This is a genomic window from Shewanella sp. SM55, from assembly GCF_025654025.1.
In the GTDB taxonomy this organism is placed as follows: domain Bacteria; phylum Pseudomonadota; class Gammaproteobacteria; order Enterobacterales; family Shewanellaceae; genus Shewanella; species Shewanella oncorhynchi.
On record NZ_JAKKRS010000006.1, the window covers coordinates 112955 to 133812 of the forward strand.

Sequence of the window (20858 nt, forward strand, 5' to 3'; positions counted from 1 at the left end):
AGAATTTGTGGTTAATGGGATTTTGTCGTTGAAATTCATTATTGGTGAGATAGCGGTTAACAAGCGTTACCAGAAGGTTTACCCAAAGAAAAGGGCGCCCTATGGCGCCCCAATCGACAAGTCATGCCGTTCTCATACACTTTAGTTAGATTTTAAACTGGCCTAAGGTGCGGGACATGTCTTGGCTAATGTCTTGCAGTGACTGAGCTGCATGGCTATTACTTTCGTTAGCTTTTACTGAGACTTCGGTTAATTCCGAAATATTACAAATATTTCGATTAATTTCTTCGGTCACCAGTGATTGCTCTTCGGTGGCGCTGGCTAATTGTGTGTTCATGTCACTGATATGGGCAATCAATTGCAGAATCGCCGCCATGGCTTTACCCGCTTCGTGGGCTTGGGCCTGTAGCTCATCGGATTGCAGTTGAGTTTGATTGTTGCTCTTCATCACTGAGCCAACACCGGATTGGATCTCGCTAATGATTTTTTGGATCTCATTGGTCGATTCTTGGGTGCGAGTAGCAAGGGCGCGGACTTCATCGGCAACTACGGCAAAACCACGGCCGTGGGTCCCAGCTCGAGCAGCTTCAATGGCGGCATTAAGGGCGAGTAAGTTGGTCTGCTCGGCAATGCTGCGGATCACATCGAGAATGCTACCGATTTGCTGTGAGGCGACGCCCAGCTTTTGGGTGATGACTTCAGAGGCTTTTAATTCTGCCACCAGTTTTTCTGTGTTGCTGACTGTGTTGTCGATCACGACTTGGCTTTGCTGCGCTTGTTCTTTTACGCTGTTCGCCGCATCGGCCGCTTGCTGGGTGTTGCTCGCCATTTCATGGGTGGTCGACAGCATTTGATTGACGGCTGTGGCGACGCTGCCAGTTTCTCTGTGGATATGTTCAGCACTCTGATTGGACTCTTCAACTGCAATCAAAAGCTGTTTTGCATCTTTATCTAATGCTTGGCCTAAAGGTTGTAAATGGCCGACCATGTCGCCAATTTTTTGGGCGAACATGTTGAAGGCGCGGGCGAGATGGGCAATCTCATCTTTACCTTGAGCATTAATGCGCTGACTTAAGTCGCCTTCGCCTTGGGCAATATCTTCAAGGGCATCAATAGCATCATTTAATGGTGAGGTGATGGAATGGTTAAGCACAAGGAAGAAGGCAAAAATCGGCACTGAAATCAAAAACATGATAATTAGATAGTCGATAATGACTGACTTTAAGCTCGCTTTGACATCGCTAAGATAGGCGCCTGTTATGACTGTCCAGCCCCATTGCGGGTAGTAACGGGCTTCAGTAAGCTTGTCTTCTATCGCGCGGGTCATAGGATCGGCGATAGGGTATTCGAGGGTTGTTTTCGATTTAGCACGCGCTAATGGCAGCATAGTGGCTAAGGGGTTTGTGCCATTAGGTAACTTGAAGGTTAATGCTGAGGTGCCAATAAGATTTGCGCTATCCCCGTGGGCGAGGATTTGATTATTATCATCAATAACAATGAAGTAGCCGGAACCTGAATAGCGAGTTTGATTGATTAAATCCGCGGCGATTTGTTTAGCTTCTGCTTCGCTAAACTTACCTTTGAGCGCATCCTGACGGTGCACATCTATCACGCTTAACATGCTGGCGAGCTGACCGTCTATCTGCAACCATTTCTGCTCAATTAAATTACTGTACTGCTCTTTAATTGAAAAACTGGCAAAACACACAGTCCCTATCGCGGCCATAAGGAGCATCATCATTAAGCGTTGCAAAATGGTAAACCGGCGCAAAAACGTGATCATTTGGATTCCTTAAGGGCTTATTATTGTGCATCAATATACCTGCGAATCAATCTCAATTGAATCGTCTGTGACAGAAATTAAGTAAAAGCCGTTATAAAATATGAGTTTCTTTGATCTAAAGCAGAGAATAGTGATAGGGAACTTTAATCTGTTGCATTATGGGGCATGTTCTTATTAAGTTAGGCCGTTTTATAAGTCGCTTTGTGTTGAAGGTTTTATCTGATCTATTAAATATCAATAAGTTAGCATTATGTTAATTTTGCCATCTTGCTATATTAGGCTAATCAATTGTTTTAATTTTGATTTTTTACGCTTTTACGCGCAAGATTAATTCATTATTCAGTTTGAGAATCGATTATGACCACAAATACTATCGTAACGTCGGATGATATTTTACTGAAGTTATGCCACTCAGTCGCCCACGTCCTTTCTAGCACCAGTGCCAGCAATGTTACCCATGCGGGTATGGTACAAAGTATTGCGCGTACTCGTCTTAAACCTGATCTCGGTTGTTTCTCGATTTTTGATGGTGGTTTTTCAGGGCTAGTGGTGATCAACTTTTCCGCCTCTGCAGCGATTGAAATCTACCGTCGCTACATGCTGAACATGGGCATGCCTGAGTCTGAGCTCGCATTTTCACATACGTCAGATGAAGTGAGTAATGTGATGGGCGAACTGATGAACCAAATTCTAGGGGATTTTATTAATAAAATTTCTAAAGAATTGCAAACGTCAATCAGCCAAAGCCAGCCAAAAATGTTGACGATTAATAAAGAGCTAACCATATCAATCGACGCTAACTTAGACGATGCGGTTGCCCGTAGAGTGTCGTTTAGGACAGAGAATAACCATATTTTCTACCTCGAGTTTGCCATGGACAAAACCGAATTCATTCGCTTAGATGAATTTGTCTACGATGAAGAATTCGATCCCGATAGTCTGTTAGAGCAGCACAGTTCGATTGGGGGAAATAACGACACAAATTCGAATGTTTCGCCTTGGGTTAAGATGGCCGATAAACCCGCCATTGCGACTCGTGCCATTGATAATGAAGCCGATGATTTGCTCGATCAGCTCGGCATTTAAGCAGAGCCTCTAATGTAAGACGGATGTTAACGCATTCGTCTATACAAGTGGGTGGAACTGTTTTAGTATCGACGCAAAATAATAACTAAGGTTAAATCCTCTTTATGGCATCGAAAGCGACCTCGATTGATATTGCTTATCGTGCTGGCGTATCCCAGTCAACGGTTTCCCGTGCCCTTAGAAACAGCCCGTTAGTCAATTTAGAAACTCGCCAACGTATTCAAACCATTGCTAAAGAGCTGAATTATAAGGTCGATAAAAATGCCAGCAATCTTCGCACCCAAAATAGCCATACCTTAGCGCTGTTATTGTGTGAAGACCCCACCAACGATGACTCGTTAATCAATCCTTTTTTCCTGTCTATGCTTGGCTCCATTACCCGAGCAACGGCGCAGCAAGGTTATGATTTATTGGTTTCTTTTCAGCAATTGTCCAGCGATTGGCACGCCGATTATGAAGACAGTAATAAAGCTGACGGCATTATCCTGCTTGGTTACGGCGATTACATGGACTACGAGCAAAAGCTGGAGCGATTGCTCGCGCAGAATACTCATTTTGTGATCTGGGGCGCTGAGCATAACAATAAGTCAGTACTATCGATTGGTTGTGATAATCATCAAGGCGGCTTGATTGCAACAGAGCACTTGATTTCCCTTGGTCGTAAAGCTTTTGCCTTTTTAGGCGATGCCTCAAGCCACAGCCCTGAGTTTAGGGACAGATATTTAGGCCATGTGAAAGCGCTGCAAATGGCGAATATTGCTGTCGATCGTACTAAGCAAGTGTCGGCAATTAGCACTGAAAGTGCTGGCTACGATGCGGCTATGGCATTGATGGCCAAAGGCGCACAGTTTGATGCTATTTTTGCTGCTAGCGATCTGATTGCCATTGGTGCTATTCGTGCGCTGAAAGAGAAGGGCATTTCAGTCCCAGAACAAGTTGCAGTGGTGGGATATGATGATATTCCGGTGGCGAGTTTTGCCAATCCGCCATTAACGACCATTAAGCAAAATACCCAATTAGCTGGTGAAATTTTAGTCGACAGTGTACTCAAACTTATCCGCGGACAAGAGGTGAGTGCGCAGCTTATTCCGACGACCTTAGTGGTTCGCAGTTCCTGCGGCATTGATAGTGCGCCGCTTAAGCCGTTATAGATGGGCCGTTATTGCTAGGAGCTTGCTGTTTTTTGCTGGCAAGTCGTTGAGCACTTAATTTGCTTATTGAAACATCGCCGATAATCCTTGGATTTATCGGCTTTTTGCTTTTTGAGTTCACTTGCCTGAGTATTGGCGTAAAAACTTCGGCACATCTGCTTTGGTTTTCTTGGCGATTTTTTGCAGTAACTCGAAGGTGGGGGCATTGAGACCGAACTCTTGCTGAAGGTCTGCCAGCATTGCCAGCCACAAATGGCCAGTCATTTCGGCATCGGCTAAGGCGCGGTGAAAGGTGCCATCGCTTGGTAACTGTTTATAGCGCACTAAAGTACCTAATTGATGATTCGGTGCCGCTGGATATAAACGTCTTGCCACCAGCAAGGAGCAACCAAATTGCCCTCGATAGCGATGGCGAATTTGAGCAAATTCCGCGTCTAAAAAGCGCTGATCAAATGCCGCATTGTGGGCGACTAAGTTATGATCGGCGATAAAGTCTGCAAAACGCGCCATTACTTCATTGCAGGGCGCTGCATCCCTGAGCATTTGATTGCTGATCCCTGTGTAGTCCTCAATAAAACGACTTATTCTAAATCCTGGGTTCATCAACTCTGAAAATCTTTGGGTGATCACGCCGTTTTCAATCAGCACAGCTCCGATTTCAATCGCGCGGTCCCCTTGATTGGGCGATAGCCCCGTGGTTTCAAAGTCGAGCACGACCAAAGTGTTAGCTGCAGATGTAGGCATAGATCTTATGTGAACTCTATAAATGATGTGTCAGCATTGCCGTCTTTGACAGCGCAACGCTTTTAGATAAGCCGATTGTAATTCAATACGTTAGTAAATTCACTATCACATTAACGCTGATAAAAGACTTAATGCTTTGTTGATCCGGTCGAGCTTTCTTGGTTTCGCTTCCTGTTAGCATTTACCTCTATGAATAACAGTTTGGTTTGTGAGCAACCCATGCAACTCGATATTAATGGCTTAACGCCCGCGCAATTTTTAGCAGAATATTGGCAGAAAAAACCTTTGGTTATCCGCCAAGGATTCAAACATTTTCAAGATTTAATCTCGCCCGAAGAGTTAGCTGGGTTAGCCATGGATGAGCTGGTGGAATCTCGGCGAGTGTACCAACAGGCAGGGCAATGGCAGGCTGAATTTGGCCCTTTTGATTCCTACGATCATCTCGGTGAACGGGATTGGACTTTGATCGTGCAAGCCTTGAACAACTGGGTGCCCGATGCAGAAGCCCTGATCCAATGTTTTGATTTTATTCCGCGCTGGCGTTTAGATGATGTGATGGTGAGTTTTGCCACTCCTGGCGGTGGCGTGGGGCCGCATATCGATCTGTATGATGTGTTTATTTGCCAAGGTTCGGGACGTCGCCGCTGGCGCGTAGGCGATCTGGGACCGCACAAAGAGTTTGCCGCCCATCCCGCTTTGCTGCACACAGAAGCCTTTGAACCGATTATCGATACTGAGTTATTGCCCGGCGACATCCTTTATATTCCCCCAGGATTCCCCCATGACGGTATAACCTTAGAACAGTCTTTAAGTTTTTCAGTAGGTTATCGTACAGCTTCCGCCAAAGATATGGTAAGTGCTTTGGCCGATCATCTGTCTGAGCAAGATTTAGGCGCACAGCAGATTGAAGATCCAGACCGCGAGCTGACAACGCGCAGTGGTTGTGTCGATAATCGCGATTTAGCGCGGTTACGTACGCAACTGACTAATATGTTAACCGATGAACTGGTGAGCGAGTTTTCGGGCCGCTATTTAACTCAGTCAAAGTGCGCTCTCGATTTACCCGATGAGCCATTGGACATCACGCAAGATGAAGTGCTCGCTTGGCTCGATGAGCAGCCGCTTATTCGCCTCGGCGGACTGCGTTGTTTGTATTTTGATATCAATGTGGGACAAGGCGTTGTGTATATTAATGGTGATAAGTATCTGCTTTCAGCCGAATTGGCCGAGGTGATCCCACTACTATGTGATAGCAATCAGTTAGATAAAACCGCCTTAGCCCCCTGGTTAGCCGATGCCGACTTGCTTAAGCAGCTTACTGAGTGGGTGAACCTCGGTTACTGGTACTTTGAAGACCTGAGTGATGGAGAGTGTTAAGGCTGAATTAGCTCTAAAGCCCTACAGGTTTAAAAACTGAACAGTTTTTAAAGTGGCATGTCAGCGACTTACTGACATGGTATTCTTTTATCAATGGACTGATAGTAATGTCATTAGCATAGTACTGATCAGTCATACTGAGCAATGAAAGCATCGGTCAAAGTCGAGGTAGTAACTCAACCAAATTCACTTAGTTGTGGCACGCCTTGCCATCGGAATAAAAAAGGAGGCTTATTAGCCTCCTTTTTGTGGTTTAAATCTTACTGAGTGGATTACGCTGCACGTTCCTGTGAAGTGGTTGAAACCACTTCTGGGCGCAGTTCTGCTGGGTCAAAGTCATCAACGTTGATTGATTTCATACGACCAATTTCTGCTCTTTCCAGTAATTGCACTTCGGCATCGCTTAACACTCCTAAGGCTTTACCTTCTGCGGCAACTTTATCTAACCACATAAATGGTAGACGTTTACCACTGGCTTTACAGACTTTGTCATGTAGCGGTTCAGACGCGATGATGTCGAGTAGTGTTTGTTCTTGGATCCCCACAGCATTGTGCTCAGAGTTAGTCCAGAACTGACCTTTACCTAAACGGTTACGGCTTTCACATGGTGTTTGCATGATCTTAGCGACTTTATGATCTAACACATCGCTTGGGCGTTTCAGTGGACGACCGAATGGGAACATCACCACACGTAATACGCCACCAAGGCCCATAGGGAAGTTATCCAGTAAATCGTCTAAAGAAGCTTGTAGCTTATATAGCGCATCTTCAACTGCCCATTGTACTAATGGCAAGTCGTCGGTTTGACGGCCTTCATCTTCATAGCGTTTCAGCGTGGCTGATGCCAGATACAGTTGGCTCAGTAAGTCACCTAAACGGGCAGAGATACGTTCTTTACGTTTAAGGTTGCCGCCCAAGGTTGCCATGGCTAAGTCAGAAAGCAGGGCAAGGTTGGCACTGAAACGGTTCATCTGTTGATAATAACGCTTGGTTTTATCTGAATAAGGCGCGTTAGAGAAACGGCTTGATGTCAGACCTAACCAGAAGCTACGGATGAAGTTACTGGTCGCAAAACCAATATGACCAAAAATAGCTGCATCGAAGTTAGCTAAACCTTGACCCGATTCAGTATCAAACGCTGACTCCATTTCTGCGAGTACATACGGATGGCAACGAATTGCGCCTTGGCCGTAGATGATCATAGAACGGGTAAGGATGTTTGCACCTTCAACAGTAATTGCGATAGGCGCAGCTTGGTAGCCACGGCCTAAATAGTTATTGGGGCCAAGACACACGCCTTTACCGCCGTGAATATCCATGGCATCGATAACGCATTTCTGCATTCTGTCGGTCAGGTGATATTTCACAATCGCAGAGATAACCGACGGTTTTTCACCTAAGTCGATACCTGTGGTGGTCAAAGTCGTTACAGCATCCATCAGATAAGCGTTACCGCCGATGCGTGCCATTGGCTCTTCGATACCTTCAAGCTTGCCAATAGGCAATTTGAACTGACGACGAATGCGAGCATAAGCACCTGTTGCCAGCGCTGCGGTTTTCACGCCGCCAGCTGAGTTTGATGGCAGTGTGATACCACGACCCACAGATAAACATTCCACCAGCATGCGCCAGCCTTGACCAGCCATTTTCGGGCCGCCAATGATGAAGCTTAATGGCACGAATACTTCGTTGCCGCGAGTCGGACCGTTTTGGAACATGCAGTTGAGCGGGAAGTGACGACGACCCGTTTCAACCCCTTCCATATCGGTAGGGATCAAAGCACAAGTAATGCCGAGTTCTTCTTTATCACCAAGTAGATGCTCTGGATCGCGCAGTTTAAAGGCTAAGCCTAATACTGTCGCGACAGGCGCTAAGGTGATGTAACGCTTGTTCCAGGTCAGCTTCATCCCCAGAACTTCTTCACCTTCCCATTGGCCTTTACACACAATACCAAAGTCAGGAATCGAGCCTGCATCGCTACCGGCTTCTGGGCTGGTCAGAGCGAAACAAGGGACTTCTAACCCTTTGGCTAAACGCGGTAAATAATGGTTTTGTTGTTCTGGCGTGCCGTAATGTTGCAGCAGCTCTCCAGGGCCTAAAGAGTTAGGTACGCCAACAGTTGAAGCCAATTCACTACTTAAGCCCGCCAGTTTTTGTAACACGCGAGATTGGGCATAAGCTGAATATTCTAAACCGCCGTATTTTTTCTTAATGATCATGGCGAAGAAACCGTGATCTTTCAGATATTGCCATACGTCGGCAGGCAGATCGGCAAGTTGATGTGACACTTGGTGTTGATTCACCATGCGGCACACTTCTTCAACAGGGCCATCGAGGAAGGCCTGTTCGTCTGCACTTAAACGCGCAACTGGGTAGTTATGGAGTTTTTTCCAGTTCGGGTTACCCGCAAACAGATCCGCTTCCCACCAAGTGGTGCCGGCTTCAATCGCTTCTTTCTCTGTTGAAGACATTTCCGGCATGATGCCGCGATATACCTTCATCAGTGGACGACTGATCACATTTTGTCTAAATGCACTGATATTTAACGGCAGCGCGATCACGAGGAAAACGATCCAAGAGATAGGGCCGACAACATCGAGTGTCCATCCTGCTGTCATCACAACAGCGGCTGTAATAGTGGCAGTGAGCAAAGATACCCGAAGGTAAGCTAGGGCTCCTAGCACTAAGATCATGGCGATGATCCAAAGTAGGGTAGTCACTGTAATTCTCCTTAAATATGACCGAGTGCCAACCACAGGTCATAGAGTGTTTTATTGATTGCGATCACAATTATAGTTTGTGGTCAGACCTGTGTCGCATAAAAGTTAAACCTAAGAGAATTTTAATACAAGTATTTTTCAAACAATTGTTTAAATTATTTGTCAGCTTTGATCATTCCACAAATGTCATCAACTAGTTACAATGCCAATAAGTAGTTTTTTTGATTGATGATAGGCGAGAAATATGTGCGAGTTACTGGCGATGAGCGCCAATGTGCCGACCGATATTGTGTTTAGTTTTACGGGATTAGCACAACGTGGTGGTGTAACCGGTCCCCACGTGGACGGCTGGGGTATTACTTTTTACGAGGGGAAAGGCAGCCGTACTTTTAAAGATGCTTGCCCGAGTAGCGAATCGCATATTGCAAAATTGATCAAATCCTACCCGATTAAAAGTGAAGTGGTGATAAGCCATATTCGCCAAGCGAATCGCGGTTGTGTGTCTTTAGAGAATACTCATCCTTTTACCCGCGAATTATGGGGACGTTATTGGACCTATGCCCATAATGGGCAATTGACGGACTATCTGCCCAAGTTTCATGTCTCGCGCTATCAACCCGTAGGCGATACCGATAGCGAACTTGCTTTCTGCTGGATTTTGGAACAAGTCGCCCAGAAGTTTGGCGGTACTAAACCTGAAGATATGTTGGCAGTTTTCCATTACATCGCAACGTTGGCCGAGCAAATCCGTGCCTTAGGTGTGTTCAACATGATATTGAGCGATGGCGAGCATTTAATGAGCTATTGCAGTAATAACTTATGTTACATCACTCGCCGCGCGCCGTTTGGTAAAGCGAAACTTATTGATACCGATGTGGTGATTGATTTTGATAAGGAAACTACCGCCCATGATGTGGTGACTGTGATTGCGACTCGCCCATTGACCGAGAATGAACAGTGGCGCGTTATGCAGCCGGGTAACTGGAAGCTGTTTAGATTGGGTGAGCTGTTAATCGATCTCTGATGCTATGCCGTTGAGCTAAATAATGAGGGCGAGCGGATTTACGGTTGATTTTGTTTTGTTCAGGTCACTCTATTAAAAAGTTCGATTCAGTATCTAACATACCTTCTAGCAATCAGTGATGAACCATTAGCGATGAACATTAACCGAAACCGAACTTAGAGGTAGGCCCTAAGTTCAGTTAGATATAGTTCAGTTAGATATTAGTTCGGTTGGGCTTTATTCGATATGAGTTTGGCTTTAGTTCAGTATTGTTAAGCTAAGGCTTTGTATCATTGGGTTAAGTTTATACATCTTAACTCAACGCCTTACCGATTAACCTTCAGTCGTGCCGAGCAGTTTAGGCACTAGCGGTTTCTCTGCAATGTCTGCAGGTATGGTTTCTTGGTTCGGCACTTCATCGAAGTGATATTTAAGTAACTTAATATCGAGCTGCTTACTGCCTTTTTCAAAGTGAGTTAACCGCACGGGCAAATACGCTAAGTCAGGCGCCATCCAGAAGAAGGTTTGACGCTTTTTATTGTCACGCACGACTTCAATTTTGACTGTGTCGTAACTGCCGCTGTCGATGTTCATTCGTTCTTTACCGATCACATGAAATTTGTATTCATCGACTTCGTTGTCCTTGACCATCTTATAGTCGAGCACTTCTTTGCCCGCCATCATATCTAGCCTAAATTGCAACTGCACCATAAGAGGATCAAAGATTTTATCATCATAGGGAAACTTGCCTTTTTCATCTTTGTAACGGGTATGAATAAAGCCTTGAGCTTTGGCGAATGCGGTTTGCTCCGTGTAATTAGGCCCGACACCTTGGCGTTGTTGTAAGTAACGCAAAGGACTGAGCTGCGAATCATTTTGAGTAAATTCACTCAAGATGTGACGCACATCGGTTAACAATAATAGGCTGAGATCGCTATCAAAACGATACTTAAACACGCCATCTTCGGCATTGGGTAGCGTGTATTTGGCTTTTCCTAATTCAATGTCTCCATAGTTGACTTGGTATTCGGCCGTCTGCGGTGTTAGCGGCGTTGGCGCTGCCATGGCAAACATACTTTGAGTGAGGACGGTTAAACTCACTAATAATGTGGGAATGGTACGCAAAGAATGCTCCTTGGGTCGCAGGTTTTCACCTTGTATCACTACAGAATGGTCGGTAGTGGTTGATAAAAAAGTGTCGAGTAGCATGCTTACTTACACAGTTCTGGGTCAATCAGTTGAGCATAAATCAATTATCGGATCGACTGTAAGCAGGTTATAGCCGAGGACGACGTTTCTGTAAATAGAGATGTAAATAGTTTATGGATCAATATATTAAACTAAAATGGCATTGCCATGACTAAAGTCACCAGATCCGGGCGCCACTCGTATTCAGACAAACTAATTTTGCCGCAGTTCACTGTTATCCCTTCAATTCTTAATAATTCCATCTGTTCTTGAAAGAAGGTTGAATTTTTCTCGAAGGATATTTTGCCTTGACTATTGAGTACCCTATGCCAAGGGAGTGACAAATGTTCGGGAGCTGCTTTCAGCGCTTTTGACACATAACGCGCTCGTCCCGGTAATCCTGCATAATCGGCTATTTTGCCATAGCTGCTGACTTTACCCTGCGGGATCATGGCGACGATATGCCAGATTTTCGCCATAGGAGACAAATCCACTGCTTGGGGCTGTTTTTTCGCTACACTCTGTTTATCTTGTTCAAGGTATTGATACAGCGGTGATTTGTCTTTAGGAAACGATGCCATTGAATTGTTAACCCTCAGCTTAATGGTATTGATACCAATCACATTAAATATCTAATCAGTTCAAAGCCTCACAGGTATTTAAATCTCAGGCGCATTGACGCAGAAATCGTTATTCTCTTTTAAGTCAATGCAACACCGGAGTGGGATACCTGTGAGGCTCCCAAAGGGCGGGTTTCAAAACGCTTTATACTGCGTTTAAGGCTTTCGACAGAGCACCACTATGCCTTCAAGCCTTCGCCTTGTCTAAAGCGCGTTGAATTCTCGCTGAATGAACAGATATTTAATACGATTGGTATGACTCACAAAGAATCACGCTCAAAAACTTTTGCTTGATGAGTTCACGCTAGTGTAACGGTAAAGTGTGGCTTAGCGGAAGATATGAGAGTATTTGGCATTTAAAGGATTAAGCACTTCTCGATATTTTTATCGGCTAGCTCGATTACTAACAAAATATTTAAACTGTTTTTAGCTTAAATATTGTGTAAATGGTCAAATAGTCCATAATAGCGCCAATTTTTTTGACTCGATGAGAGAAGATAACTGGCATGGCTGTACTCGATATTCTAACTATTCCCGATGAGCGCCTTAAACGTAAAGCGCAACCTGTAAAAGATATTGAAGCTGTTCAGGGATTTATCGATGATTTAATCGAAACCATGTATCACACGGACGATGGTATAGGTTTAGCGGCAACTCAAGTCGGCAGTACAGATGCCATTATCGTGATTGATTTATCTGACGGTCGCGATCAGCCTTTAGTGCTGATTAACCCTGAGATTGTTGAAAAGTCAGGTGAGTTCGTCGGTGAAGAAGGTTGTCTGTCTATCCCAGGTTATCGCGCTAAAGTGTCACGTTTTGAAAAAGTTAAAGTGACAGCCTTAGACAGAACTGGCAAAGCTATCGAAATCGAAACCGATGAGTTTTTAGCCATAGTGTTGCAGCACGAAATCGACCATTTGCATGGCAAAGTATTTATCGAACATTTATCCATGCTAAAACAACAAATCGCCCTTAAAAAAGTGCGTAAATACGCTTAATTTTTGACTTAAGTTGTATTTTAGAAGGTGGTTTTACCTATTCACTAGCCGCATTTATAGTGCGGCTTTTTTGTATTTAAAATCTAATCAAAGAAGATTAATGCTGTGATATGTGAACATAACAGCTTGTTTTTACTCTGATGAGTGGATAAGGTAATCCAAAATCTGCATTAGTTGTGGGTTCAGTTTTCATCATTAACAGCAAGTGTATGGATACGGTAGGGAAACAAATGAAACTTAAGGTAATAGCCTGTGGTATAGCCTCATTCGCCATGCTTTCACTGGGTGGTTGTAGTGCATTTTTTAACGGTAATACTACGGAGAAAAATGCGGTATCAAGTAGCTTAGTTGAATATTTATACCCTGATGAGAAGAGTCGCCAAGCCCAGCAGCCATCCTTACCTGTGCTGCGTTTACCGATTACCGTCGGCATCGCTTTCTTGCCTTCGTCCCATTGGCAAGCCGATGCAATTGATAGCCGAACTCAGATGGCATTACTTGATAAGGTTAAAAAATCCTTTGTCAAATATGACTATATTGATCGTATCGAAGTGATCCCAAGTACCTATCTTAAAAATGGTAAAGGTTTTGAAACCTTGCAGCAGGTTGCTCGCCTGCATGATGTTGATGTTATGGCATTGGTTTCTTACGATCAATTGATGCAAAGCCACGAGAACAAATCCTCCATCCTTTATTGGACTATCGTGGGCATGTATTTAATTCCCGGTAATGAAAATGCGATTCAAACCTTTGTTGATACAGCCGTTTTCGATATGCGTAGCCAGAAGATGTTATTTAGGGCGCCAGGTATTAATCAGTTAACTGAGAGTTCAACCGCTGTTGGCGTGACGACAACCCTAAGAGAGAAATCCTACGAGGGTTTTGAGCTTGCGGTGAACGACATGATAGTCAATTTAGATGACGAGCTTGCCCGTTTTAAAACTCGGGTTAAGGAAGAGCACGTCGCCACCATAGAACATAAACAAGGTTACAGCGGCGGTGGCAGCTTATCGCTATTGATACTTTCACTACTGGGGATTTTTGCGGTGCGCCGTTTAACGATTTGCCGTGAATAAAAAAATTAAGCGCAAATTAAGATCGTTAAGGATGAGCAAATTGAAGTTTGCTTTGAATCAAGACGTGAGCAAAAAGTATATAAAGTTGAGCACAGGTTCTGGTTACCAATTTACTTGTAGTTAACGTTTTGATTTTATTTTTAAAGTGGTTTACAGAGGCTGCGGTATTGCGTCGGACACCACTTAAGCGGCGAGATACATTACGCGTTTAACAAGGAGAAAAATTAAATGGATTTAAATTCACTATTACTGTTTGCAGTTGCTTGCCTTGCTATCAATCTTATCCCCGGACCCGATGTCATCTACATTGTATCTAACACAATGAAAGGGAAAATGAGCAGTGGGCTTAAAGCTGCGATGGGTTTAGGTGTGGGTTATTTTGTTCACACGCTTGCTGCTAGCTTGGGATTATCTGCAATCATTCTCAGTTCAGCGTTTGCTTTTAGCATAGTGAAGTGGTTGGGTGCAGCGTATCTTGTGTATTTAGGCATTCAAGCGTTAATATCAATGTGGCGTGGCAACAATCAAATTGTAGTTGATGAAAATAGTGAACCAAACGGTAATGTATTTTTCCAAGGCATTGTCGTTAGCGTACTTAATCCTAAAGTCGCCTTATTTTTTCTATCTTTTTTGCCGCAGTTTATTGACCCGTTAGCGGGTTCAACGTCAATGCAGCTGTTAACGCTTGGTCTCATTTTCAGTTTTTTAGCGACGCTATGTAACCTTCTTTATGCGTCTGCGGGAAGCTGGGTATTTAGTCGCCCCAATTCTCAGCGTTATTCTAGAGCCTTAGAGGGCGTATCAGGTGTTTTGCTTATTGGTTTGGCCAGTAAAGTCATGACCAGTGAGCGATAGTGGCATAACAGATATGCTTAGGCCGTATTTCTAAAGTTGGATGGCCCGTTAATTTTACCATTGAACATAAACAAGGTTACAGCGGCGGTGGCAGTTTATCCCTATTAATCCTTTCACTATTGGGAATTTTGTCACTCGGCCGTTTTACCATCTGCCGAGAATAGTTGAACTCATTTATCAGGGGTGAGGTGAACGAAAAGGAGTTTCATCTTTTGGCCATTCCTATTTCGGGCTTTGTATTAAGTTCTTATCACTCCTTTACCCTATGTTAAATGGGCTGATTGAAACATTAAGGACTTAAATATAATGACAGACATTATTGATAGAATTGTTTATGAAATCGAGGATGTTGAAGAGGCGGTAAACCTTGTAAAAACTATCTCGTCAGCACATGAATTGTATGCCTTATTGGACCATTATAATTGGGATGATGGTAATGAGATTCCTATTGCAATTGCGGATCATCCATTATGCGAGTTAGCCATTGCCATAAAGCTATTTTGGCTTGCTGAAGCGATGGATTGGTTAGAAATGAATGAGCTAAATGAATTAATTCCAACAAATGAGGTAATAGAACCTTATCAACAGGAACATTATGATTTCGCGGTCATGCTGACTAAGCGAATTTTAAGCGGTTATTATCAGGTGAAAACAGTTTCTCATACTGAAAAAATAACAAAGACGGCGCAATATTTTCTTAAGAAGCGTGGGGTGCCTGAGATTTTGTATCAACCTATTGTGGTATGAGTGTAGAGGTATACGAAGTTGTATTAGCCTCACCATTTATTTTGTAGCTTCTGTCCGTAAACATTTCTATAAACCCCAAATCATATCCTTACAAAATAGGGCAGTGCGATCAGGGCGATGCCGATAGCGATAAGTAACGCGAGATTGGTGACAAAATAGGGATAAATCATCAGGGTGAGGCCAACGACTAAAGGGATGGGTGCAACTTGGCGTTTGCCATAGGTGAAAAAGCCAAGACCAAAGAGGCTAAAGACTAAACTCCATAGTAATAATGCTGGATTATCAAACATCTTGAGTTCCTAAATGGTTAGCCTAGGTAGGCTTTGACCTTATCACAGCGTCAAACTGGTCAATCGATTACTTAAACTATTGGTTAAACGGCTGCGTCGTTTTATTGAGTCTAATGCTGACTATCCCGTAGCGTAATTAAGCTTTATTCATCTTATTGCTGCGATGTTGCCTTATTTTACTCGTGCTATAGCTCATATAACTCTAAGGGTAAGCCGTCGGGATCGCTAAAGAAGGTGAATTTTCTGCCTGTGTATTCGTTAATGCGGACGGGTTCAACGGTAATGTGATGGCTATGAAGATGTTCGATGGCGGTTTCAATTGATGCTACGCGAAAGGCGAGATGCCTAAGTCCACAGGCTTCGGGATAGCTTGGTCGTTTGGGTGGATTATCGAATGAAAATAACTCAATTTGACTCTTATCGGCCAGTTGTAAATCAAGTTTATAGGACTTACGTGCCTCTCGGAAATGCTCTGCAAGCACGGTAAGGCCAAGAATGGTTACATAAAAGTGTTTGGACTTTTGATAGTCGCTGCAAATAATCGCTGCATGGTGAATGCCGAGTAACATTGCTTTCCTTTGTGATTTTTAATGGTTGATCAAATAAGATAGAAAGGTTTGAGAGTATAACGGTTAAAAAAAGATAGCGTCACAGTTTAGCGTGACGCTATCGGTCGATTTCACTTTTTAGCTCACCTAGGCTTTTTGCTCGTTTAATCTTCCAGCTCGAATATGGCTGAAGACAGCGGTGCAAGTTGCATCTGAACTTGTCCTTCACCTAGTTTGACAACCAACTGTGCTTTATTGTCTTCCAGCAAATCCTTAAGTGAATAGGTACCATCCGTTAATTGCCATTGGTCGATAAGTGGCTTTGGTAACTTAAGGGATAATGGCTTTGCTTGAGTTTGATTAAAGTTATTCACAATAATCAGTTTTTGGCTCGTTTTATTGGTCGTATCTTCCTCAAAGCGCTCAAAGCGCTCAAAGCGCACAAAGGCAAAAGTGCTGTCATCATAACCCGTTGCACTGCCATGAGTATCCATTGTGGCGGTTTGTGCGCTGCGGTTGGCGGCATCGAGCGAGTAATACTCTCCTAAGAGCGCAGGTACATTTTTACCTGTGCTTAGGTTCAGTAATTTTTGATAATAAGCCCGCAAAGTGACTTCCTTTAGGGTTGATTGTCCACCATCAAACTTGCCATTGTTCATCCAGCGCTGATGGGCGGGGACGCCAACATAGTCAAAAATACTGGTGCGTGATGCATGACCAAATCCTGGGTTGTCGATGGCGGCTTCTCCCACTTCTTGGCCAAAATACACTAACGTCGGTGAAGTACCTATTGTTGCCGACACTACCATAGCGGGTAGGGCATAGTGTGGATTAACGGCTTGGGTTGCCGTGGGCTTATTTGTGTGTAGCGCTGCTAAAAATGCTGCATTACCAATACGTTGCTCGTCGTGGTTTTCTAAAAAGTGCAGCATGTGAGATTCAATATCGTGCAATTTTTCCTGATCTGCCGCGATATTAGCTGTGCTGGTTTTACCCGCCATCACGGCTTTTAGGGTGTCGTAAAGATCGACCTTATCGTACAGATAATCCATTTTGCCAAGTTGGATATAATCTCGATACAGCTTGGGGTTATAGACCTCGGCCAAGATAAAGGCATCGGGATTTGTGTGTTTTATCTGGCTGTTGAGATAGCTCCAAAACTCCACTGGTACCATTTCGGCCATATCATAGCGAAAGCCATCGACCCCTTTCGCTAGCCAGTACTGCGCAATTTGATTGAATTTAATCCAAGAGCTTGGGAGCTCGGCTAAGTGTTGTTGCCAAAAAGCGTAATACTGCGCCTGCGTTAAAGTGGCGAAATTGGCTGGCAGGCGAGGGAAGTCATACGTGCCATCGGGGCGTACGCCGTAATTGATTTTGACTGTTTCGTACCAATCATTGGCATCAGGCTTGGCTAAGCGTGAGCCATTGCCAGTCCATTTTGCGGGAAATTCGTTGAATTTGCCTTCACTTAATGGGTGAGCTTCTCCGCCCAGCGGTTTAAGATTTGCGGGTAAGCTTGGCACTTCAAAGGCATGCGCTTTTCCCTTTTTCCTCTCGAAGCCATTATTAACATCAAATTTATCAACGACATAATAGAAGTTGTTGTTTTTGGCGTATTCCATGCCTGTATCATCATCTTCGCCAAAATCGCGCACGCCTTGGGGTTTACTCACGGATTGATAATGGCGCGCCACATGGTTTGGCACTATATCGATAATCACCTTTAAGCCGTGGTGATGGGTACGGGCAATGAGCGCTTCGAACTCGGCTAAACGGTTGGCGGGATTGACCGCCAGATCTGGGTTGACGTTGTAGTAATCTTTGACTGCGTAGGGTGAGCCCGCACGGCCTTTTACCACATCGGGATCATCTGCACTCACGCCAATCGCGCTGTAATCACCAATCAATGCATGGTGGGGAACGCCAGTGTACCACACATGGGTAACGCCTAGGTCCTTGATACTATTGAGTGCAATATCGTCGATATCATTAAACTTGCCGACGCCATTGTCGGCAATCGTGCCCCAAGGTTTGTTGGTTGGATTTTTATTGCCATAAAGGCGAGTAAAGATTTGATACACCACAGGTTTAAACGTCATAACCTCACTCTCAGACTTTGGCAGTAACTCATTATCAAGCGCCTGCGTCGATGTATTTGCATTGGGCGAGAAGCTAAAAAGCGAGGCAGTTAATAAAGAGGCACTGAATAGAGCGTTTAAACATAAGCTGAGTGATGACTGTCGGCGCTGCTGGGTTTTTGCCGCTTTGGTTATAAGTAAAGCCACTATGGGAAATTTAGCCTCTTCAGGGCACTGAGTCACTCGGGAATAGATAGGCGATAAAAAGCTCAAGACTGAATTCCTTTTAGGGTTGAGTTTTTGATTGGGTGAGTTGTTTGAGCCTGAGTTAAATCGCTAGCTGAGTAACTCATGTGATTAGAGGTCTGACGGCTAGGTAAGCCAGTATTTAGCTGCGGTCTTGCTTTAAACTCAAGTATAGTGACCCCTGCGTGGGGCAATGCTAGCGCTTGATTGAGTGAAACTGTGTTGCCACTGATGATATCTGTAGCGGCGCGGTTATCGCCAAGTACACTGGCAAAGCGGTTTACATCTAGCGTGACTGCTTTGTCATTTTTATTGTAAATCACCATGACTTTATCGGCTAAGGGCTGAGTACAGGCATTGTGTTGGGTTTGAGAATTGTGTTGAGTTAGTGACTTAAGTGCTTCGGCTTTCTGTTCAGCTGATAATGGATCATTTAATAAGCAGCGAAATTGCACATAGATGCCATCCTGCGGCACAAAGTGCAGTAAATCGCCCGATTGCAGCGCAGGGGATTGTTTACGGTAATTCAGTAGGGTACGGATAAATTGCTGCGCTTGTCGTTGAGGTTCACTCAGTCCTTGGCCGGTAAAGGCATTCGTGGCATTGTTGGCAAACCCGCCGGGAAAATCACTGCGTACAACGCCATCGTGACGGCCCTCGGTTGGGCTTGTCATCAACACTTCTGTACCGTAGAACAGCTGTGGAATGCGTTTGGCGGTCAGCACATAGGTGAGGGCCATCTTGTATAAGTCTATATTTTCTTTAACTAAACTGAAGATACGATTGGTGTCGTGATTGCCTTCAAATAGCACTAGCTTACTAGGTTCTGCATACACAACATCGTTGGCTAAAATCTCGTAAAGCTTGATAAAACCCGTATCCCAGCTTTCTGGCTCATTAAGGCTGGCAATCAATTTTTCATATAGCGGGAAGTCCATCAAACTGGGTAAATCTGAGGTATAGCCATCGGCATTGATTTTGCCCTTTTGCCAATAGGACACTGTGATGGGGTTTGCGGTCCATTCTTCGCCAACAATATTAAAATTTGGGTACTCAGCCATTACGGCCTTAGACCATTTAGCGAGAAACCCTTTGTCGGCGTAGGAGTAAGTATCTTCACGTATCCCCGAAAGTCCGGCGTACTCGACCCACCAAATGCTGTTTTGGATAAGATAGGTTGCCAGTTTTGGATTGCTTTGATTCAGATCTGGCATAGTGTCGGTAAACCAACCATCGACAAAATCGATTTGATCTTGCGTAGCCGCGTAGGGATCTTGCACTGTCGTGCGCCTATGGCTGGTGAAACGGGGGCTGGTAACGCTGGATGTGATAGCGCTGGATTTAGCATCGGCAGACTGAGTCAAATTAGGCTTGGATTTTTTATTCTTTAGCTGCGTTTTTGTGGCATCGTTCAGCCAGTCATGGCTAGGTAAATCGTTGAGCCACCAATGGTTAGAGCCGATATGATTCACCACAACATCTTTAATCACCCCTAGGCCAAGCTTGTTAGCCTTAGCGACTAAGGCTTTATAATCTTCGTTGCTGCCAAAGCGGGGATCGACGCGGTATAAATTGGTAATTGAGTAACCGTGGTATGAATACTGGGCTTGATTATTCTCAAGCAGCGGGTTGATCCATAACTGAGTCACGCCAAGTTTTGCCAGATATGCTAAGTGCTGGCTGATCCCTGCTATATCGCCGCCATGGCGAGCATCGGGATAGTTGAGATTACTGGGAGAGTTAGCTGCGACTTGCTCTAACATATCGGCTTGATTGTCATTACTCGTGTCGCCATTGGCGAATCGGTCCGGCGTGATAAGGTAAATCACATCCTTATTGCTAAATCCTTGGCGCTCACGGCTGCCCTTAGCACGCCCTTGCAACGTATAGGGCAGGCGATAAAGAGGCGTGTCGGCTTTTGAAGCCGAGTCAGTGTTGGAAATTATTAGCTCAAAGGTTTGCGGCGCAGCTTGGCTCAGATCTAAATTGATAAACAGATAGTGAGGGTTATCAGTGTGCTCAAGGCTTTTAAGTGTGATGCCTTTTCCTTGTATATCAACCTTAATCTGCTGCGGTAAGCTTGGAAGTTCGCGGCTATACAGCATCAGCTGTAACTCAGGATTCTGCATTCCCGCCCACCAAAAAGCGGGTTCAAGCTTAACGTCCGTCGATATATCTGGCTCAAAGGTGTTTGCATAGGCCGTATTAAATGAAGAGCAAACCAAGCATAAATAAAGCGCAATCATTAGGTTTTGACGGATCATAATGTAAGCCTTTTAAAGAGAAATAAGTAAAACGTGCTGGCATGATGAATGTTAGAAATGCTGAAATCTACATAAGCAAAA

The 20858-nt window shown here is 44.4% G+C and carries 17 protein-coding genes and 1 pseudogene; 9 read left to right on the forward strand and 9 right to left on the reverse strand.

Annotated elements, in window-relative coordinates:
- Positions 1 to 145 precede the first annotated feature (145 nt).
- Complete coding sequence (locus tag L5L91_RS09875; RefSeq protein WP_263236308.1) at positions 146 to 1783, reverse strand: methyl-accepting chemotaxis protein; 1638 nt, start codon at positions 1781 to 1783, stop codon at positions 146 to 148.
- A 357-nt stretch (positions 1784 to 2140) separates the two neighbouring features.
- Between L5L91_RS09875 and L5L91_RS09880 the strand changes: the two genes are divergently transcribed.
- Positions 2141 to 2869, forward strand: a complete 729-nt coding sequence (locus L5L91_RS09880) for a DUF3334 family protein (RefSeq protein ID WP_263191876.1) — start codon at positions 2141 to 2143, stop codon at positions 2867 to 2869.
- A gap of 104 nt (positions 2870 to 2973) precedes the next feature.
- On the forward strand, positions 2974 to 4020 hold the full coding sequence (locus L5L91_RS09885) for a LacI family DNA-binding transcriptional regulator (protein WP_113939612.1): 1047 nt from the start codon (positions 2974 to 2976) through the stop codon (positions 4018 to 4020).
- A gap of 117 nt (positions 4021 to 4137) precedes the next feature.
- Here the strand turns inward: L5L91_RS09885 and L5L91_RS09890 are convergent, their stop codons facing one another.
- Positions 4138 to 4764: a PolC-type DNA polymerase III gene (locus L5L91_RS09890; RefSeq protein ID WP_263236311.1), complete on the reverse strand. Its 627-nt coding sequence runs from the start codon at positions 4762 to 4764 to the stop codon at positions 4138 to 4140.
- A gap of 219 nt (positions 4765 to 4983) precedes the next feature.
- On the opposite strand from L5L91_RS09890, the gene L5L91_RS09895 reads away from it, so the two are divergent.
- Complete coding sequence (locus L5L91_RS09895; protein ID WP_263236435.1) at positions 4984 to 6141, forward strand: cupin domain-containing protein; 1158 nt, start codon at positions 4984 to 4986, stop codon at positions 6139 to 6141.
- Positions 6142 to 6413: 272 nt separating this feature from the next.
- Here the strand turns inward: L5L91_RS09895 and fadE are convergent, their stop codons facing one another.
- Positions 6414 to 8861 (reverse strand): acyl-CoA dehydrogenase FadE, encoded by a 2448-nt coding sequence (fadE, locus tag L5L91_RS09900; protein WP_168825095.1) that lies wholly within the window; start codon positions 8859 to 8861, stop codon positions 6414 to 6416.
- A gap of 244 nt (positions 8862 to 9105) precedes the next feature.
- Here fadE and L5L91_RS09905 point away from each other — a divergent pair, with 244 nt between their 5' ends.
- Positions 9106 to 9885, forward strand: a complete 780-nt coding sequence (locus tag L5L91_RS09905) for a class II glutamine amidotransferase (protein ID WP_028760047.1) — start codon at positions 9106 to 9108, stop codon at positions 9883 to 9885.
- 312 nt (positions 9886 to 10197) lie between these two features.
- On the opposite strand, the gene L5L91_RS09910 is transcribed toward L5L91_RS09905, so the two are convergent.
- Both L5L91_RS09910 and L5L91_RS09915 read right to left on the reverse strand, forming a co-directional pair.
- The gene (locus L5L91_RS09910; RefSeq protein WP_263236317.1) at positions 10198 to 10989 is read right to left on the reverse strand and encodes a DUF3108 domain-containing protein; all 792 of its coding nucleotides are present in this window, start codon (positions 10987 to 10989) and stop codon (positions 10198 to 10200) included.
- Positions 10990 to 11204: 215 nt separating this feature from the next.
- The gene (locus L5L91_RS09915) at positions 11205 to 11633 is read right to left on the reverse strand and encodes an MGMT family protein (RefSeq protein ID WP_263236320.1); all 429 of its coding nucleotides are present in this window, start codon (positions 11631 to 11633) and stop codon (positions 11205 to 11207) included.
- Between the two features lie 545 nt (positions 11634 to 12178).
- Here L5L91_RS09915 and def point away from each other — a divergent pair.
- From def to L5L91_RS09940, 5 genes and pseudogenes are all read left to right on the forward strand, one after another.
- Positions 12179 to 12670, forward strand: coding sequence for a peptide deformylase (def, locus tag L5L91_RS09920; RefSeq protein WP_011789520.1), 492 nt, complete (start codon positions 12179 to 12181; stop codon positions 12668 to 12670).
- Between the two features lie 230 nt (positions 12671 to 12900).
- Positions 12901 to 13746 (forward strand): rhombotarget lipoprotein, encoded by an 846-nt coding sequence (rhlP, locus tag L5L91_RS09925; protein WP_263236323.1) that lies wholly within the window; start codon positions 12901 to 12903, stop codon positions 13744 to 13746.
- 228 nt (positions 13747 to 13974) lie between these two features.
- Positions 13975 to 14601, forward strand: coding sequence for a LysE family translocator (locus L5L91_RS09930; protein WP_263236325.1), 627 nt, complete (start codon positions 13975 to 13977; stop codon positions 14599 to 14601).
- A gap of 56 nt (positions 14602 to 14657) precedes the next feature.
- Positions 14658 to 14765: pseudogene (locus L5L91_RS09935) on the forward strand (rhombotarget lipoprotein); the annotation flags it as partial.
- A gap of 142 nt (positions 14766 to 14907) precedes the next feature.
- Positions 14908 to 15348, forward strand: a complete 441-nt coding sequence (locus L5L91_RS09940; protein ID WP_263166302.1) for a DUF4274 domain-containing protein — start codon at positions 14908 to 14910, stop codon at positions 15346 to 15348.
- Positions 15349 to 15428: 80 nt separating this feature from the next.
- On the opposite strand, the gene L5L91_RS09945 is transcribed toward L5L91_RS09940, so the two are convergent.
- From L5L91_RS09945 to L5L91_RS09960, 4 genes are all read right to left on the reverse strand, one after another.
- Positions 15429 to 15638, reverse strand: coding sequence for a hypothetical protein (locus L5L91_RS09945; protein ID WP_263236327.1), 210 nt, complete (start codon positions 15636 to 15638; stop codon positions 15429 to 15431).
- A gap of 185 nt (positions 15639 to 15823) precedes the next feature.
- A complete protein-coding gene (locus tag L5L91_RS09950; RefSeq protein WP_212600578.1) occupies positions 15824 to 16207 on the reverse strand; it encodes a VOC family protein in 384 nt (127 codons plus the stop codon).
- A 143-nt stretch (positions 16208 to 16350) separates the two neighbouring features.
- A complete protein-coding gene (locus tag L5L91_RS09955; RefSeq protein WP_263236331.1) occupies positions 16351 to 18540 on the reverse strand; it encodes an alpha-amylase family protein in 2190 nt (729 codons plus the stop codon).
- Complete coding sequence (locus tag L5L91_RS09960) at positions 18537 to 20777, reverse strand: glycoside hydrolase family 13 protein (protein ID WP_263236334.1); 2241 nt, start codon at positions 20775 to 20777, stop codon at positions 18537 to 18539. Before L5L91_RS09960 ends, L5L91_RS09955 begins: the two co-directional genes overlap by 4 nt.
- Between the last annotated feature and the right edge of the window lie 81 nt (positions 20778 to 20858).

Bases quoted from the DNA above. Each gene is read 5' to 3' on its own strand.
- L5L91_RS09875 (WP_263236308.1), bottom strand. From the start codon at position 1,783: ATGATCACGTTTTTGCGCCGGTTTACCATTTTGCAACGCTTAATGATG.
- L5L91_RS09880 (WP_263191876.1), top strand. From the start codon at position 2,141: ATGACCACAAATACTATCGTAACGTCGGATGATATTTTACTGAAGTTA.
- L5L91_RS09885 (WP_113939612.1), top strand. From the start codon at position 2,974: ATGGCATCGAAAGCGACCTCGATTGATATTGCTTATCGTGCTGGCGTA.
- L5L91_RS09890 (WP_263236311.1), bottom strand. From the start codon at position 4,764: ATGCCTACATCTGCAGCTAACACTTTGGTCGTGCTCGACTTTGAAACC.
- L5L91_RS09895 (WP_263236435.1), top strand. From the start codon at position 4,984: ATGCAACTCGATATTAATGGCTTAACGCCCGCGCAATTTTTAGCAGAA.
- L5L91_RS09905 (WP_028760047.1), top strand. From the start codon at position 9,106: ATGTGCGAGTTACTGGCGATGAGCGCCAATGTGCCGACCGATATTGTG.
- L5L91_RS09915 (WP_263236320.1), bottom strand. From the start codon at position 11,633: ATGGCATCGTTTCCTAAAGACAAATCACCGCTGTATCAATACCTTGAA.
- def (WP_011789520.1), top strand. From the start codon at position 12,179: ATGGCTGTACTCGATATTCTAACTATTCCCGATGAGCGCCTTAAACGT.
- rhlP (WP_263236323.1), top strand. From the start codon at position 12,901: ATGAAACTTAAGGTAATAGCCTGTGGTATAGCCTCATTCGCCATGCTT.
- L5L91_RS09930 (WP_263236325.1), top strand. From the start codon at position 13,975: ATGGATTTAAATTCACTATTACTGTTTGCAGTTGCTTGCCTTGCTATC.
- L5L91_RS09940 (WP_263166302.1), top strand. From the start codon at position 14,908: ATGACAGACATTATTGATAGAATTGTTTATGAAATCGAGGATGTTGAA.
- L5L91_RS09945 (WP_263236327.1), bottom strand. From the start codon at position 15,638: ATGTTTGATAATCCAGCATTATTACTATGGAGTTTAGTCTTTAGCCTC.
- L5L91_RS09950 (WP_212600578.1), bottom strand. From the start codon at position 16,207: ATGTTACTCGGCATTCACCATGCAGCGATTATTTGCAGCGACTATCAA.
- L5L91_RS09960 (WP_263236334.1), bottom strand. From the start codon at position 20,777: ATGATCCGTCAAAACCTAATGATTGCGCTTTATTTATGCTTGGTTTGC.